At 70.6% G+C, this 16,019-nt stretch carries 13 protein-coding genes; 5 read left to right on the forward strand and 8 right to left on the reverse strand.

Annotated features, from left to right (window positions below; all coding sequences use genetic code 11):
• Window positions 1-2: 2 nt before the first annotated feature.
• Together ACFQGL_RS20105 and ACFQGL_RS20110 are read right to left on the reverse strand one after the other, a co-directional pair.
• Window positions 3-2,291, reverse strand: coding sequence for a hypothetical protein (locus tag ACFQGL_RS20105; protein ID WP_377513716.1), 2,289 nt, complete (start codon window positions 2,289-2,291; stop codon window positions 3-5).
• Window positions 2,288-3,079: a deoxyribonuclease IV gene (locus ACFQGL_RS20110; protein WP_377513717.1), complete on the reverse strand. Its 792-nt coding sequence runs from the start codon at window positions 3,077-3,079 to the stop codon at window positions 2,288-2,290. Before ACFQGL_RS20110 ends, ACFQGL_RS20105 begins: the two co-directional genes overlap by 4 nt.
• Window positions 3,080-3,716: 637 nt before the next feature.
• On the opposite strand from ACFQGL_RS20110, the gene rpsF reads away from it, so the two are divergent.
• From rpsF to rplI, 4 genes are all read left to right on the forward strand, one after another.
• Window positions 3,717-4,007, forward strand: coding sequence for a 30S ribosomal protein S6 (rpsF, locus tag ACFQGL_RS20115; protein ID WP_117668160.1), 291 nt, complete (start codon window positions 3,717-3,719; stop codon window positions 4,005-4,007).
• Between the two features lie 80 nt (window positions 4,008-4,087).
• Complete coding sequence (locus tag ACFQGL_RS20120; RefSeq protein ID WP_377513718.1) at window positions 4,088-4,627, forward strand: single-stranded DNA-binding protein; 540 nt, start codon at window positions 4,088-4,090, stop codon at window positions 4,625-4,627.
• A gap of 41 nt (window positions 4,628-4,668) precedes the next feature.
• Entirely contained in the window at window positions 4,669-4,908 is a 240-nt protein-coding gene (gene rpsR / locus ACFQGL_RS20125; protein WP_013289355.1) for a 30S ribosomal protein S18, read from the forward strand.
• A gap of 14 nt (window positions 4,909-4,922) precedes the next feature.
• A complete protein-coding gene (gene rplI / locus ACFQGL_RS20130; RefSeq protein WP_377513719.1) occupies window positions 4,923-5,369 on the forward strand; it encodes a 50S ribosomal protein L9 in 447 nt (148 codons plus the stop codon).
• A gap of 75 nt (window positions 5,370-5,444) precedes the next feature.
• Here the strand turns inward: rplI and ACFQGL_RS20135 are convergent, their stop codons facing one another.
• On the reverse strand, window positions 5,445-7,007 hold the full coding sequence (locus ACFQGL_RS20135) for a hypothetical protein (RefSeq protein ID WP_377513720.1): 1,563 nt from the start codon (window positions 7,005-7,007) through the stop codon (window positions 5,445-5,447).
• Between the two features lie 383 nt (window positions 7,008-7,390).
• Between ACFQGL_RS20135 and ACFQGL_RS20140 the strand changes: the two genes are divergently transcribed.
• Window positions 7,391-10,084, forward strand: a complete 2,694-nt coding sequence (locus tag ACFQGL_RS20140; protein ID WP_377513721.1) for a replicative DNA helicase — start codon at window positions 7,391-7,393, stop codon at window positions 10,082-10,084.
• Between the two features lie 22 nt (window positions 10,085-10,106).
• Here the strand turns inward: ACFQGL_RS20140 and ACFQGL_RS20145 are convergent, their stop codons facing one another.
• From ACFQGL_RS20145 to ACFQGL_RS20165, 5 genes are all read right to left on the reverse strand, one after another.
• Window positions 10,107-10,784, reverse strand: a complete 678-nt coding sequence (locus ACFQGL_RS20145; protein WP_377513722.1) for a maleylpyruvate isomerase N-terminal domain-containing protein — start codon at window positions 10,782-10,784, stop codon at window positions 10,107-10,109.
• Between the two features lie 103 nt (window positions 10,785-10,887).
• A complete protein-coding gene (locus ACFQGL_RS20150; RefSeq protein ID WP_377513723.1) occupies window positions 10,888-11,262 on the reverse strand; it encodes a TFIIB-type zinc ribbon-containing protein in 375 nt (124 codons plus the stop codon).
• Window positions 11,263-11,281: 19 nt separating this feature from the next.
• The gene (locus ACFQGL_RS20155) at window positions 11,282-11,914 is read right to left on the reverse strand and encodes a phosphoribosyltransferase (RefSeq protein ID WP_377513724.1); all 633 of its coding nucleotides are present in this window, start codon (window positions 11,912-11,914) and stop codon (window positions 11,282-11,284) included.
• Window positions 11,915-11,955: 41 nt separating this feature from the next.
• Entirely contained in the window at window positions 11,956-13,275 is a 1,320-nt protein-coding gene (locus tag ACFQGL_RS20160) for a glycosyltransferase 87 family protein (protein ID WP_377513793.1), read from the reverse strand.
• A 105-nt stretch (window positions 13,276-13,380) separates the two neighbouring features.
• The gene (locus ACFQGL_RS20165; RefSeq protein WP_377513725.1) at window positions 13,381-15,906 is read right to left on the reverse strand and encodes a putative bifunctional diguanylate cyclase/phosphodiesterase; all 2,526 of its coding nucleotides are present in this window, start codon (window positions 15,904-15,906) and stop codon (window positions 13,381-13,383) included.
• Window positions 15,907-16,019 lie beyond the last annotated feature (113 nt).

The following is a 16,019-nucleotide window of genomic DNA, read 5'->3' on the forward strand; positions in this document are numbered from 1 at the left end:
AATCAGAGCCGGTAGACCACCGCGTCGCCGACGTCCTGGCGGGTGATGCCGAGCGCGTCGACCGGCGCGTCGATGCTGATCTCCCACGGTGTGCCGGCCACCTGGCCGCGCAGCAGCACCACCGTGCGGACGCCGAACAACCGCAGGTAGTCGATGCTGGTCTTGTCCGGGAACGACTGGCTCACCCGGCGAACGTCGTCCAGCTGACGCGGGGTGAAGCCGCTGCCGCCGTTCACCACGTCCGGGAAGCCGCTGGTCGACCAGAGCATCACGTGCTGGTCCAGGCTCTGGTTGCTGGGCAGCACCAGAAGAGGTCCCTCCGCCGTACGCAGCGCCGCCGGCTGGGTCGGCACCACCGGATGCGGGGTGGTGTTCAGGCCCTCGACGGCGACCAGCAGCAACGGCAGCAGGGTGGCCAACCGCAGCCACGGCCCCGGCCAGGACGGGATGCGCTGCGCCGCCAACTCGCGGACCCGGTCGGTGAGGGCGGTGACCGCGCCCGCCGCGAGCAGACCGAGCAGCAGCGTGGTCCAGAGCATCAACCGACCCGGCGTACGCAGCGCGCTCCAGCCCGGCGCGTGCTCGAACAACGGGACGTAGGTGAAGCTGCCGTCGAAGAAGCGGGTGCCCATCGCGAAGGCCATCGTCACCAGCACCCCGGCGAGCAGCAGCAGCCGGTGCCGCAGCCGCCACACCGAGAAGAACAGCCCGCCGGCGGCCAGCGCGTAGAGCACGAAGCCCGGCAGCAGGGTCATCTCCGGGTGCCACGGCAGGGCCGCCCGGGCACCCTCGTGCAGCCCACCCCAGATCCGCGACTCCGCCGGTGCGGTCACGAAGCCGGACGCCGGCGGCGAGAAGATGTCGATGTCGCCGATCGTGCGCTCGGCGTACGGGTGCAGCTCGGTGACCTTGAAGAACGGGTACGCCATCAGCAGACCCACCCCGGCGAAGAACACCCCGCCGACCAGGTCGGCGACGAGCAGCCGGCGGCCGAACAGCGGTGCCGTACCGGTCCGGAGCCGCCGCGCCAGGAAGAGGATGGCAGCGACCACCACCACGCCGGCCAGGAAGTACGCGAACGGCAGGCCGATGCCGAAGCCGAGGCTGAGCTGCCAGGCCGCCACCAGCCAACCGGCGTAGACCCAGCCGTCGTGGCGGCGCTCAGGGCGGTAGCCGTGGCGCAGCGACCAACCGTGCCCGCGCGCCAGCATGGCCAGCGCCAGCGGGATGCCGCCGTTGGAGAGCACGTGCAGGTGCCCGGCCTGCGCCAGCAACCACGGCGCGTAGGTGTAGCCGACCCCGGCGACCGCCGCGCCGATCCGGCCCGCGCCGAGCTGCCGGGCCAGCGCGTACGCCCCGAGCGTGGCGAGCGCGTGCGCCAGCACGAACATGATGTTGTAGCGCAGCACCGCGTCCTCGGGGCCGCTGCCGAGCATGCCGGCCGGGGCGTAGCCGAGCAGCGTGTCGGAGAACGCGAAGCTCCACAGCTCGGGGAAGAACGTGTTGGACTGCCACAGGTGCGCCGGGTCGGCCAGCAGGATGTGCCCCGACCAGGCCATCTGCCAGGCCTGCAGACTCGGGTCCCAGTAGTCCTGCGGGAGCGTGTAGCGCGGGTAGCGCAGCGTCGGCCACGTCATCAGAACGGCCAACGCCAGCGCACCGAGGGCCGCCAGCGTCCACTCGTGGATCAGGGCCCGCCCGACGGCCCGGGTCGCCCGACTGATCAGGGAGGGCACCGGCTCCGGCGCGGAGGCGAACGCCTCCCAGCGCTCGGGTGTCACCGGCTTGGGCTCGCCGTCGGGCGTCGCGTCCTTCCCGACGTCCCCTACCCCGGCCTTGCCCTTCCCCGTTTTGCCCTTTCCTGCCTTGCCCTTGGCAGGTACGTCCTCGGTGCCCTTGTCCTCGCTGGCCTTGTCCTTGCCGGAATCGTCCTTGGCGGCCTTGTCCTTCTCGGTGCTGCTCTGGCCCGTCTTGTCCGCACCGCCGTTGGCCTTGGCGAGATCCGCCTCGTCCGTACCACCGTTGGTCTTGGTGGGTTCCGCCTCGTCCGTACCACCGTTGGTCTTGGTGGGTTCCGCCGTGCCCTTGTCGCCGTTGTTCCTGGCGGGACCCGGCTCGGGTGCGTCACCCGTTGCGGTCGCGGTCTTCCCGCCCGAGTCGAGGGCGGCGTCCGTGGGGGCGGCGGTGCGGGCGGGCGGGGTGCCCGTGGCGGGCGGGGTGGCCGGTCGGATCTCGCCGTTGCCGGTGGAGGTGGGCCGGGCGCTGCCGGTCCCGGACTGTCCGGTCGTCATGCTGCCGGGATCTCCGTTCCGAGCTGCTGACGGAGGAAGTCGATGTCGGCCGCCTGACCGGTCACGCCTCCCGGGGTCTCGACGACCACCGGCGCACCGGCAGCCCGGATCACCGCCACGACCAGCTCCGGGTCGATCGTCCCGCCGCCCAGGTTGTCGTGCCGGTCCTGGCCGGAGTTGAACGCGCCCTTGGAGTTGTTGGCGTGCACCAGGTCGATCCGCCCGGTGATCGCCTTGACCCGGTCGACCAGACCGAGCAGTTCCTCACCGCCGGCGTACGCGTGGCAGGTGTCCAGGCAGAAGCCGACCTCGTGGTCGCCGATGGCGTCCCAGAGTCGGGCCAGCGCGTCCAGTCGGCGGGCGCACGCGTTGTCGCCGCCGGCGGTGTTCTCGATCAGCACCGGGACACCGAAGCCGCCGGAGTCGGCGGCGTAAGCGAATGTCTTGCGCCAGTTGTCGAAGCCCACGGCCAGGTCGTCCCCGGCATTGACGTGCCCACCGTGGACGATCAGGCCCTTGGCGCCGATCGCCGCGGCTGCGGTGGCGTGCCCGAGCAGCAGCTTGCGGCTGGGGATCCGGATGCGGTTGTTGAGGGTCGCCACGTTGATGACGTACGGCGCGTGCACGTAGAGGTCGACCTCGGCCGCGCGCAGCCGCTCGGCGTCCTCCCGCGGCTTGGGCGCCTTCCACCCCTGCGGGTCGGAGAGGAAGAACTGCACGGTGTCGGCGGACCGTGCGGTCGCCTCCGCCAGCGGGTCGGTCGAATCGACGTGGGCTCCGATACGCATGCGAGCGAGCCTACGTCGCGACCCCGACGGGTGGGGTGAGGGTCGGCGCGCCGAGGCCGCCGGCCGCGTCACCGGGCGGACCGACGATCGTTGATGAGTTGGAGCCGGCGGTCAACGCCCGGTACCGCTGGCGGCGCGAGCGCCGCGTACGGCGACCGGTGGCCGACGGACCGACAGCGAGGTCACCCCCGCCGCGCGGCCCGGCGTGGCGGGGGCGGCCCCTCGGGGCACCAGATCCGGTCGATGAAGAATCTCGGAAATTTGTGCTTTTCCCCCCGACAAGGTACGAGAGCCGTTGTATCGTCAGATAACAACACGATAAAAGCTCCGCGGGGCGTCTTCGGTCCAACCTCATCGGTGTGGTCGTTCCTCCCCAGGTCCCACCCAAGGAATGCGGACGGGACGCCCCGCGGCCTCGTTGACGGGGGCCCACCACCGACCGGTGACGGTTGGCCGGCGGGCCCCCGTCGGCACGCCTGGGCGCTGACCCGACCGCCCCGGGCATGATCGTCCGGACCGGGTATCCTGGTCCGGTTGTCCGCGTCCGGCCGGGTTCCCCCGGCACGTGCGGGCACGACGCACGACCTCCTGCCACGGAAGGACCGTGGCCGCTTAGCCCACAGGAGGTGAGCACGTCTTGCGTCATTACGAAGTTATGGTGATCCTCGACTCCAGCCTCGAGGAGCGCACCGTCGCCCCGTCGCTCGACACGTACCTGAACGTGATCCGGACCGCGGGTGGCTCGGTTGAGAAGACCGACGTGTGGGGCCGCCGGCGCCTCGCGTACGAGATCAACAAAAAGGCTGAGGGCATCTACGCCGTCATCGACCTGCAGGCCACGCCTGCCGCGGTGGCTGAGCTGGACCGTCAGCTGCGACTCAACGAGTCCGTGCTGCGCACCAAGGTCATCCGACCGGAGATGCGCTAAGCATTCAAACCCCGGTTCGTCCGGATCAGCCTCCGCGGCTCTGTCGTACGGCTCTGGGAGCCTGTACGACGAGACGTTGAGTGCGCGAGGAGATGGTCATGGCAGGAGACACCACCATCACGGTCATCGGCAACCTGACCGATGACCCCGAGTTGCGATTCACCCCCTCCGGGGCTGCGGTCGCCAAGTTCCGGGTCGCTTCGACGCCCCGATTCATGGACAAGGCGTCCGGCGAGTGGAAGGACGGCGAGCCGCTGTTCCTCGCTTGCACCGTCTGGCGGCAGGCCGCCGAGCACGTCGCCGAGTCGCTGCAGCGCGGCGCTCGGGTGATCGTGTCGGGCCGGCTGCGTCAGCGGTCCTACGAGACCCGCGAGGGTGAGAAGCGCACCGTCATCGAGCTTGAGGTCGACGAGATCGGCCCGTCGCTGCGCTACGCCACGGCAAAGGTGCAGAAGATGTCCCGCTCCGGTGGAGCGGGCGGCGGCTTCGGTGGCGGCAGCGGCGGTGGTGGTGGCCAGGGTGGCGGCGGAGGCAACTTCGACGACCCCTGGGCTTCGGCCGCACCCTCTCCCGCGCGTGCCGGTTCGGGCGCCAATTTTGACGAGGAGCCCCCGTTCTAATGGCGCCGAGCGCCCGCGATCGCAAACCAGGAGCACGTGCAATGGCCAAGGCTGCGGCACTTCGCAAGCCGAAGAAGAAGGTGAACCCGCTCGACAAGGACGGGATCACCTATATCGATTACAAGGACACCGCGCTGCTGCGCAAGTTCATCTCCGACCGCGGCAAGATCCGCGCTCGGCGGGTGACCGGCGTTACCTCGCAGCAGCAGCGGCAGATCGCCCGCGCGGTCAAGAACGCCCGTGAGATGGCGCTCCTGCCGTACACGGCTACCACCCGCTGAGAGGAGGCACCGATATGAAGATCATCCTGACTCAGGAAGTGTCCGGCCTCGGTGCCCCGGGCGACATCGTCGAGGTCAAGAACGGCTACGGCCGTAACTACCTGCTGCCGCAGGGCTTCGCGATCGTCTGGACCAAGGGCGCGGAAAAGCAGGTCACGGTCATCAAGCGGGCCCGTTCGGCCCGCGAGATCCGGGACCTCGACCACGCCACCGAGGTCAAGGGTCAGCTCGAGGGCCTCAAGGTCAGCCTGAAGGCCCGCGCCGGCGACGGCGGTCGGCTCTTCGGCTCGGTCACGTCGGCCGAGATCGTCGACGCCGTCAAGGCCGCCGGTGGCCCGGTCCTCGACCGGCGCCGGCTGGAGGTGCCCGGTCACATCAAGTCGACCGGCAGCTACCCGGTGAAGATCAAGCTGCACCCCGAGGTGACCGCGTCGTTCAACCTGAACGTCGTTCAGGGCTGACGCCCGCAACACCGCCACCAGGGCCCGTACCGAGCGATCGGTGCGGGCCCTGGTGCATCCAGGGCCGTCGAATGGTCAGCCGATCGGCTGACCGGTCACCGCGCTGATCAGCACCGTGGAAAGGCCCCCACCGACCACCGCAGCGGCAATCGCGATGGTCGCCGACCGCCAGGTGGTGCCGACCCGACGCAGCAGCGCCGCCACCACCAGGCTGCTCACCAGGGCCAGTCCGAAGCGCGGCGAGCCCGCCAGCAGCGACTCCAGCGCGCGCGACCGGGGCGAATCACACCCACCACCGCTGATATCCGTGACACACCCGGCCGGCGCCTGACCGTCCAGGGTCAACAGCCAGACGAAGACCAGCACCGCCGGCAACAGGTAACACGCGGCGGTGTACAACAGCGGCCGGATCGACCCACCGGGATCCGGATCGAGCAGGTCGTCCTCCAGACGCCGCGACCAACCAGCCGAGGCCGCCGACTCGATCCGCCGACGCACCGACGCCGTCCCGACCGGCGACTGGTCCGCCCGACGGCGCGGCCCGGTACGAGGAACCGGGGCGCTGCGCGGGCGCGGAGCCGTGTAGCCGACCACCGGCGACCGGGGCGCCGACGTGGGCAGATCCATCCAGCGCGGGTCGTCACCAGCCAACCGGGTGCCGGACCAGAACACCCCGTCGTCCCGACTCGGCCAGCCCTGAGCAGCAACCGCCCGGTCCGACGTCGGCGGCAACGTCCGGTCCCACTGGTCGTCCTCGACCGCGGACCGCTCCCACTGACCGGTGCGATCGGACAGCTCCCAACCACCGACGCTCTCCGTCTGCGACCACTGACCACTCACGTCCGTGTCGCCCGCCCGGTCCGTACGGGCCGTCGGCGACCACGCGTGCAGACCGGACGCATCCCACGGATCCACCGCAGGCGCGTACGACGGGTCGGGCTCGACCGCCCGATCGGAACCGCGCTCCCACGGGTCGACCGCCGGACGGGACCAGGACTCCTCAGCAGCACGGCGGCTGCGCCGAGTGGGCCGCTCCGCGTCCCGACGGGGCGGCGGCTCGGCCGGCGCGGGATCGAGGTCACCACCGGACCAGATCACCTGGGGCCGGCCCGCCGGCGCACGGCGGGGACGCCGGTCCGGAACCGCCCCGGAGACCGGCTGCTCCTCCGCCGAATCGGCACGCCGACTACCGACGTACCCCTGCTCCTGCGGACGGTCGAGAGTCCACTCCCCGGTGTGATCCGAATCAGGACCCGCACCGATCGCCGGCCGCTCGCGCCAACTCGTCTCGCCGCCCCGCCAACGCGTGCTCGTCACCTCGGCCGCCCGCCAACCGGCCCCGGAACCCGGCCGGGCTCGCTCGTCACCGTCACCGTCACCGTCGTCGTCGTCCGGCGCGGCGTGCCGGCCACCACCGTCAGCGCGTTCGACCCCCGACTCCAGAGCCCACCGGGGCAGGTAGGCGTCGACCGGCTCGTCCTGCCCACGGTCCAACGCGCGCCGCCGGCTGGAGGTGCGATAGCGCCCGTCCTCGTCGTACGGATCGACCGGAAGCGACGACGCGGAATCACCCCACGAAGCGGTCGGCTGGCGCTCGCGCGGGCTGCCCTCCCCGCGTCCCCAGTCCCGGTAATTCACGGCCGGAGTGTGACCCTTCTGAACCGAAAGCGGAATCCGCTGTCCAGGTGTAGCCGTTCGCTGGAGATAGTACGGGACGATCGTGTCACCAGGCCGACCGAAATATTCTCCTCCACAGGCTGGGGAACACGTATCAGCAGGTCAGAGCACTGGAGCCGAGAATTCCCCAACAGTTGTCCACAGGCTGTGCACACGCTGCGCACATGCTCGCCCACCAGCATCCACAGGTTGTCCCGAGGCTCATCCACCGGCTTTGTTGGCCGCTGACCTCGGGGTCCGTAAGGTTGGCCCCCGACCGCCGGCGCGATGGCCCCCGATCGACCGGCCTGGTCGGACGGGAAGTGTCGCACCCAGGCGGTAAAGCTGGGACCGGATCCGGCGCAGTGGAGGGGGGACCCGTGTCGGTCACCGACGACATGCGGGCAGAGCCACGTTCCGGTGGCCAACCACCCGTGCAGCGGGACGGCCAGTTCGACAAGACCCCACCCCAGGACGTCGCAGCCGAGCAGTGCGTCCTCGGCGGCATGCTGCTGTCCAAGGACGCCATCGCCGACGTCGTCGAAATCCTCAAGACCAACGACTTCTACCGGCCCATCCACGCCACCATCTTCGACATCATCCTCGACATCTACGGTCGGGGTGAGCCGGCAGACTCGATCACCGTGGCCGCGGCGCTCGCCGACTCGGGCGACCTGGTGCGTGTCGGCGGTGCGCCCTATTTGCACACCCTCATCGCCAGCGTGCCTACCGCCGCGAACGCCGCCTACTACGCGCGGATCGTCAGCGAGCGGGCGGTGCTGCGCCGGCTGGTCGAGGCCGGCACCAAGATCGTGCAGCTCGGCTACGGCACCGCCAACGGCGGCAGCCGAGACGTCGACGACGTCGTGGACCTTGCCCAACAGGCCGTCTACGACGTCACCGAGCGCCGGGTCAGCGAGGACTTCGCGGTCCTGGCCGACATGTTGCAGCCGACGCTGGACGAGATCGAGGCGGTGGGGGCGCAGGGCGGGGTGATGACCGGCGTGCCGACCGGCTTCACCGACCTGGACCGACTGCTCAACGGCCTGCACCCTGGGCAGCTCATAATCGTGGCCGGACGGCCCGGTTTGGGAAAGAGCACGGCAAGTATGGACTTTGCTCGAAATGCAGCCATTCGTGCCAACCAGGCAGCCGCCATCTTCTCGCTGGAGATGAGCAAGGTCGAGATCGTCATGCGACTGCTCTCCGCGGAGGCGCGGGTGCCGCTGCACGTGCTGCGCAGCGGGCAGCTCTCCGACGACGACTGGACGAAGCTGGCCCGGTGCATGGGCGAGATCAGCGAGGCGCCGCTCTTCGTCGATGACACGCCGAGCATGAACCTGATGGAGATCCGGGCCAAGGCCCGGCGGCTCAAGCAGCGGCACGACCTCAAGATGATCGTGGTCGACTACCTCCAGCTGATGACCTCACCGAAGCGCACCGAGAGCCGGCAGCAGGAGGTCGCGGACCTGTCCCGGGGCCTGAAACTGCTGGCCAAGGAGGTCGAGTGCCCGGTCATCGCGGTGAGCCAGCTGAACCGTGGCCCCGAACAGCGCACCGACAAGCGCCCGCAGCTGTCCGACCTGCGCGAGTCGGGTTGCCTGACGGCAGAAACCCGAGTGGTACGCGCGGACAACAACAACGAGATCACTCTCGGTGAGTTGTTGGCCGCCGGCGCAAAGGACATTCCAGTCTGGGCGCTTGATGAGAGCCTGCGCTACACCCCCCGCACCATGACCCATGTCTTCCCCAGCGGCACCCGAGAGGTGTTCCGGCTAACCCTCGCGTCCGGCAAGCAGATCGACGCGACGGCGAACCACCCCTTTCTCACGTTTACCGGATGGGTACCCCTGGGAGATCTGTCGGCCGGAGATCGACTCGCCACGCCACGCCACCTGCCGCCCCCGATGGCGATCCGTCCGTGGGTTGACGCGGAGGTCGTGATGCTGGCGCACCTACTTGGTGACGGCTCTTTCGTGCGGCGCCAACCGATCCGATACGCCAGCCGGGACGAGTTGAACCTGCAGGCCGTGACGGAAGCGGCGAAGCACTTCGGGATCTCTGCCATCCGCGACGACCACGCGGCGGCGAGGGTGACCACTCTCCGGCTGCCCGCCCCCGATCGGCTGGCCCGCGGTCGGCGTAACCCCATCGCGGCGTGGCTGGACGAACTGGGGCTCTTCGGCCTCAGGTCGCATGAGAAGTTCCTTCCCCAGGCGTTGTTCAACCTGCCCAAGGAACAGGTCACCACGTTCTTGCGGCACCTGTGGGCCACGGACGGCTCGGTGACCGTCAACAGTTCGAGCCGCGGTGGGCGCATCTACTTCGCGTCCACGAGCCGTCGAATGCTCGAGGACGTCTCTCGGCTACTCCTCAGGTACGGCATCACCGCTCGGCTGAGGGCAGTACCCGTGGTTGGGCACCGGCCGCAGTACACGCTCGACATTTCGGGGCGGGATGACCAGCTACGGTTCCTACGCGAGATCGGCGTACACGGACAGCGGTCGGAGGGTTGCGAGGCTCTGCTCGCCGCGCTGGAGTCGACGGAGAGCAATACCAACGTCGACACGGTGCCGCGCGAGGTTTGGACCAGGGTGAGGGAGATCCTGGTCGAGCAGGGAATGACCCACCGCGAGTTCGCGAAGGCCATCGGTACCCAGTTCTGCGGCAGCGCGCTGTGGAAGCGCGCACCGAGCCGGTCCCGGCTGGCGAAGATCGCTGCTGTCCTCGACGCGGCCGACTTGGACCTGCACGCCACCAACGACATCTTCTGGGACTCGATCGTTTCCATCGAGTCGATCGGTGAGCGGGAGGTCTTCGACGCTACTGTGCTGGGGAAGCACAACTTCATTGCCAACGGCATCGCCACCCACAACTCGATTGAGCAGGATGCCGACGTTGTCATCCTGCTGCACCGCGACGACTACTACGACAAGGAGTCGCCGCGGGCCGGGGAGGCGGATTTTATTGTTGCCAAGCATCGAAATGGTCCCACCGACACGGTGACCGTGGCGGCCCAGCTGCACCTGTCCCGCTTCGTCGACATGGCCATCGTCTGAGCGACGCAGCACCCCGTGCCGATCAGCCCAGCAGCGGGAACCAGCCGGCCGACTCGCCGAGCTCCAACCGGTCCCGGTCGGTGAGCGGGACCCTCCCGGTGGCCTTCAACAGGAATTCCTGGTCGTCCCAGCCGGTAGGGCGGACCGCCTCGTCGCTCAACAGGCCGTCCATGGTGGTCACCGCGACCCGTACCGCCAGTGGCCCGGGCGGCGGTGCGCCAGGCAGGTCCGGTGTCAGGTCCAGGTGGTGCACCACGGCCTCGGTGGTCAGGGTGGCGAGGAAATCCGGTACGCGCAGCACGTGACCCTGTGTGGTCACGTGGCCCGCCGGGTCGGCCGCCGCAGCGGCCCGGACCGCCGCCGGAGCGGTGTCCGCCCAGAGCCTGACGATGCCGCCCGGCCGTTCGAAGGCGGCCGCTGACCGGCGGACCCACCAGGCGTGCCGGGCCGAGTCATCATCGCCGGGCGGGAAGCCACGCCAGTAGCTCACGTCATCCGCGTCGGCGGGGCCGTCGACCGGGCTGGCAAGCGTGACCAGTGCCCGTTGGGCATCGCAGAGAACATGGAACAGCAGGTCCGCGACCACCCACCCGCGACAGCGGGTGGGCCGCAGCAGGTCCGCATCGTCGCGCTCGGCGACCACCGCGGTGATTCCGTCGTACGCCTGGGCCAGCGCCTCGTCCGGTCGGATCGCGGTCATCGAAGCAGCCTCGCACGGACCGTCCGGCTCGCCAACCGCTGACGCCGAGTGGCGCGCCCGGGCCGACGCGTGGACCGACCCGGGCGGGAAGAGCGCTGTCGGCTCAGCCGAACATCTCGTCGAGGAAGCCCTTGCGCTTCTTCTGCCGGTAGTGGCCGTGGTAGCCGTGGTGCTGCTGACCGTGGCCGCCGTAGGCCGGAGCCGGCGGGTAGCCGTGGGCGGGCGGGGGCGGCGGCGGGGGGACAGTGCCGTAGCCAGGCTGGTGCGGCGGAGGGTAGCCGCCCGGCTGCTGGGCGGGCTGCGGCGGCGGGCCGCCGGCCTGTTGGCGGCTCCAGTTGGCCTCCGCCTCGAACAGCTTCTCCAACTCGCCGCGGTCGAGGAAGATGCCTCGGCACTCCCCGCACTGGTCGATGACGACCCCGCTGCGCTCGTACTGACGCATTTCGCCGTGACACTTGGGACAGGTGAGACTCATCATCCGACGGTACCCGGTCAAGCTACGCGGTTGCTGTGAGCGCCTCGATGACCTCGTCGTCGGACACCTCGTGGAAGTCCTCGTAGAACGCGCTCACCGCGCCGAACTCGGGCGGTCGCTGGGCGCAGACGACCTGGTCGGCGTCGGCGGCCAGCAGTTCGTACGCCTCCTGCGCGCCGACCGGCACGGCGACGACCACCCGGCGGGCGCCGAGTTGGCGGGCGACCTGTACCGAGGCTCGTGCGGTCGCGCCGGTGGCGAGGCCGTCGTCGACGATCACGGCGGTGCGCCCGTTGAGGTCCAACTGCGGGCGACCGCCCCGGTAGAGCTGTTCGCGGCGCTCCAACTCGGCCTGCTCCCGGTGGCTGACCTCGGTGATGTCGTCGTTGCTGAGTCGGCTGGCCACCGCCTCGTTCAGCACCTGCACGCCGCCGGGGCCGAGCGCGCCGAAGGCGACCTCCCGGGCCCAGGGCATGCCGAGCTTGCGGACCACCAGCACGTCCAGTGGGGCGCCGAGTCGTTCGGCGACCACCCGGGCCACCGGCACGCCGCCGCGCACCAGGCCGAGGACGATGACGTCCGGCTCCCCGATGAGTGCGGTGAGTCGGTTGGCGAGTACGCGGCCCGCCTCGGCTCGGTCGCGGTAGGTGGTCATGACTTCAGGTCTACGCGCTGCCGGGCGGTTTCGCGCGACAGTTAGGCCGATGTGGCCCGACCGGACAGTTGGCCGTGCGTCGGCGCGGTCGGTGTGTCGGTCGTACGGTGCAGGGCGGGTGCCCAGGTGAGCAGGGCCAGCGGGTACAGCAGGTAGCCGAATCGGGTCGAGGGCATCAGGGCGATCGCGGCGAGTAGCCCGTACCCGCTGATCAGCGCGGTGGCGACGGCGGTGCGGGGCGGGCGGCGGGCGAGCCGGACGGCGATGGCCACGCCGGCCGCGATCAGCAGCGCGGCGGCGATCAGGCGGCCGGCGGGCAGTGCGGTGGCGATCAGGTGGCCGGGGAACGGGGACTGGGCGGGGCTGGTGACCAGGCCGTGGCCGAGCGGGAAGCGCAGCACGTTCTCGGTGAGCGCGTCGCGGTCGACCAGTAGGGCGGGGAGCAGCGCCGCGAGGGGCAGTCCGATCGCGCCGGCGGCGACCCGGGTGCCGGCCCGTCGGGTCAGCCCCCAGACGATCAGGACCAGGGCGATCGGCCAGGCGAACAGCTTCAGCGCGCCGGCCAGTCCGACCGCGAGGCCGGCCCGGCCGGGCCGGTCGGCGGCGGCGAGTGCGAGGGCCAGCAGGCAGAGCGCGAGTACGGGGAGGTCGTCGCCGCCGGTGGCGAGGGTGAGTGCGCAGATCGGGAGGACGGTGGCGGCCTGGATGCCGCGTAGCAGCGTGCCGCCGCGTGGGCTGTTCGCGGTGGCTGGCGTGGTGCGTAGGGCGGCCACGGCCAGTGCGAGCGCGAGTGCCGTTGCCACCGCGAACCAGACCCGGGCATCGGTCCACCAGGTGTCGATCAGGGCCCTGGGCAGGCCGAACAGTGCCATTCCCGGCTGGTACGGGGTGTAGCCGAGCAGTTGCTCGCCGGGTGGCAGGGAGGCTATCGCGTCGTGCCCGAGGTACGGCGTGCCGTGCTCCAGCAGGCGGCTGCCGGCCTGCTCGACGACGAGAACCTCCTCCTGGGCTCGGTCGGTGCGTCCGGCGGCACGCTCGATGCTCTGCCAGAGCAGGGGCAGCAGTGTGCCGCTGGCCCAGGCGAAGCCGGTGACCGTCCAGCGGGCTGGCAGGCCGGCCAACGGGGTGGTCGGGGTGCGGCGGCGGAGCAGGAGTTGGGCGACGACGGTGAGTGCCGCGATCAGGTAGCCGACGGCGGCTACCGCACCCCAGGCGCGGTGCGGCGGGAGCGTGGAGGTGGCGGCGGTGATCGCGGCGAAGGCGGCCGAGATGGCGTAGAGGCCGAGGTCGAGGGCGAGCCCGCCGGCCGCGGTGTCGATGGTGTGCCAGCGACGACGGAGGGCGGTCGGGGCGTCGGCGATCACGCGGGCCAGTCTGGCAGACGGCTGTGCGCGTCCGGCGGTCCGCGTCACCCCGGGCGGCGCACGCTTGGCCGTCGGGGAGGCCTCTGACCTGGGCCGGCTCGGTCAGGCGGGGAGGTGCGGGAGGCGGTCGGGGCGGGATCTGCCGTTCTGGCGGCGGGTCTGGGTCAGCCGGATCACCGCGCCGGCGTCGTGCAGCGGCGGTGCGAGGGCGCCCGGACGGCCGCCCGAGCCGCGCTGCAACGCCGCGAGGAGCGTGCCGGCCGGCATCGGTCGGGCGAACAGGTGGCCCTGGCCGGCGACGCAGCCCAGCTCCCAGAGGGCCCGCCGTTGTGGCTCGCTCTCCACTCCTTCGGCCACGACGTCCAGGTCGAGGCTGCGGCCCAGGTCGAGGGTGGAGCGGATGACGGCGGCGGCCTCCGCCGAACTCTCCATCGTCGTGACGAAGCTGCGGTCGATCTTGAGCTCGTGCACCGGGATCCGGGAGAGCAGGGAGAGCGAGGAGTAGCCGGTGCCGAAGTCGTCGAGTGCCAGCCGGACGCCCTCGTCGCGTAGCCGGCTGAGTACCCGGTCGACCACGTCGAGTTGGCTGAGCGTCAGTGTCTCGGTCAACTCCAGTACCAGCCGGTCCGGTGGCAGGTCGTGGGCGCGCAGGCGGGCCAGCACCGACCCCGGGAATCGCGCGTCGAGCAGGCTGCGCGGGGACACGTTGACCGCGACCGGCACGTCGAAGCCGGCGTCGCGCCAGCTGGCCGCCGCGATCAGCGCCTGATCGAGGATCGCCTCGGCGAAGGCGGGCAGCAGGCCCGAGCGTTCCACGGCCTCGAGGAAACGCAGTGGATCGATCATGCCGTGGGTGGGGTGGTGCCAGCGGGCGAGCGCTTCGGCGCTGGTCACCTCGCCGGTGCCGAGGTCGACGATGGGTTGGAAGTTGACGATGAACTCGTGGTCGGCGACCGCGCGGGGCAGGTCGCCGCCGAGGGTGAGGCGGCCGAGGTCGGCGGTGTCCCGGGTCGGGGCGTACGTGGAGATCCGTTGCCCGGCACGTTTGGCCTGGTACATCGCCACGTCGGCGCGGCGCAGCAGTTCGGGCATGCCCCCGCTGGCCGGGGCGGCGGAGATTCCGCCGCTGGCCTCGACGCTGATCCGCATTCCGTCCAGCTCGAATGGTTCGTGTAGTGCGGCGAGCAGGGTCTCGGCCCGGTGTGCGGCCACCGCCGGTGCCGGCAACCCCCGCAGGAGTACGGCGAACTCGTCGCCACCGAGGCGGGCCACCAGGTCGTCGCGCTGGGCTGCGTGTCGTAGCCGTTCGGCGACCTGAACCAGCACCTGGTCGCCGGCGGCGTGCCCGAGTGTGTCGTTGACCTCCTTGAAGTGGTTGAGGTCGATCAGCACCAGGGCGGTCACGCCGTCCGCGTGTCGGGCGATCAACTGCTCGGTGCCCTGGTCGAGCAGGTGCCGGCGGTTGGCCAGGTCGGTCAGCGCGTCGTGCGCGGCGGCGTACGCGTGTTCGTCGGCCACCCGGGCCAGCTCGGCGTACGCCTGGGCGTTGCGTACCGCCGTGCAGAGCGCGGAGGCGAAGGTGCGCAGGGTGTACTGCTCGCGCTCGGAGAGTTGCACCGGGCCGCGGAAGCGCAGCCGCAGGACGCCGACGTCGACCGAGCGGTCGTGCCCCTCGAGTGGCGTGGGGATGATGGTGCCGTCCACGTCGGTGGGGGTGCCGGTCGGTCCGTCGAAGGTGATGCCGGCGGTGCCTCCGCGTACGGTGCGGACGCCTTCGTGCAACTCGATCTCGACCTCGTCGGCGGAGAACAACTCGGCGGCCCGGGTGACTGCGGTGGTGAGGACGTTGTCGAGTTCCACCACGTTGAGCGCGTCGGTGGCGCGGGCGAGTCGTTGCCAGGCCTGCTGCTCGGTGCGGCCGCGGATTCGCGCGGAGTAGGCCAGGTGCAGGCTCAGGACCAGGGGCGGGACGGCGAGTAGGAGCCGAGGGTCGGCCCGGAGGATCAGCAGGGTGACGGCAGCCACCACGAAGCGGACCGCGTAGCCGGCGAGCCGTAGGTCCAGGTTGCTTCGGAACTGCGTGGCGATTCTGGTCCCGGAGGCGAGCGCGATCACGGGGATGGCCAGCACCTCATCGAGGAACGTGGCGAGGAGGTAGGCGACCGACAGGATTCCGACCAGCTGCGGGGCGTGCATGGTCGGCCAGGTCCAGTGGAGGGCAGCGAAGGCGAAGCCGGCGCCAGCCGCGACGAGGATGTTCTTGCCGACGCCGAAGGCCAGCTTGACCGGTGGCAGGCGGACCGAGGCGAGGCTGATCCCGATGCAGGTGCAGAGCACCACCCACGGGATCGGGGCGATGGCGGCCGCGATGACAACCGCGGCCTCGCTCCAACTGATCAGATGGACGGTGGAGCGGACCCGTACGCGCGCCTTCACGAACGCGCCCAAGGCGATCATGAAGGTGAGCGTCACGAGGGTCGCGCCGTCGGGCGTCGGAGGCCCCGAAGTGGAGAAGAGGATCAGCTTGAGGGAGGTGAGCGTAACGAGCGTGGCGGCAACGACGAGGAGACCGACCATCAGCCGTAGCCGTCGGTCGGTCTCGCCCTCGCGTCGCTGAGAAGAGGCCACGCAACTCCTGGATAACCATGCCTGCCGTGCTCGAACCATACCGCTCTGTGACGCAGAAGTCCTGCGTCGATGTCAGCCCCACTCGTTACCGCGCATTTCACCTACTCCTTCCG

Origin of the sequence: Micromonospora vulcania, assembly GCF_042658605.1 — a bacterium.
Classification (GTDB): Bacteria; Actinomycetota; Actinomycetes; order Mycobacteriales; family Micromonosporaceae; genus Micromonospora; species Micromonospora vulcania.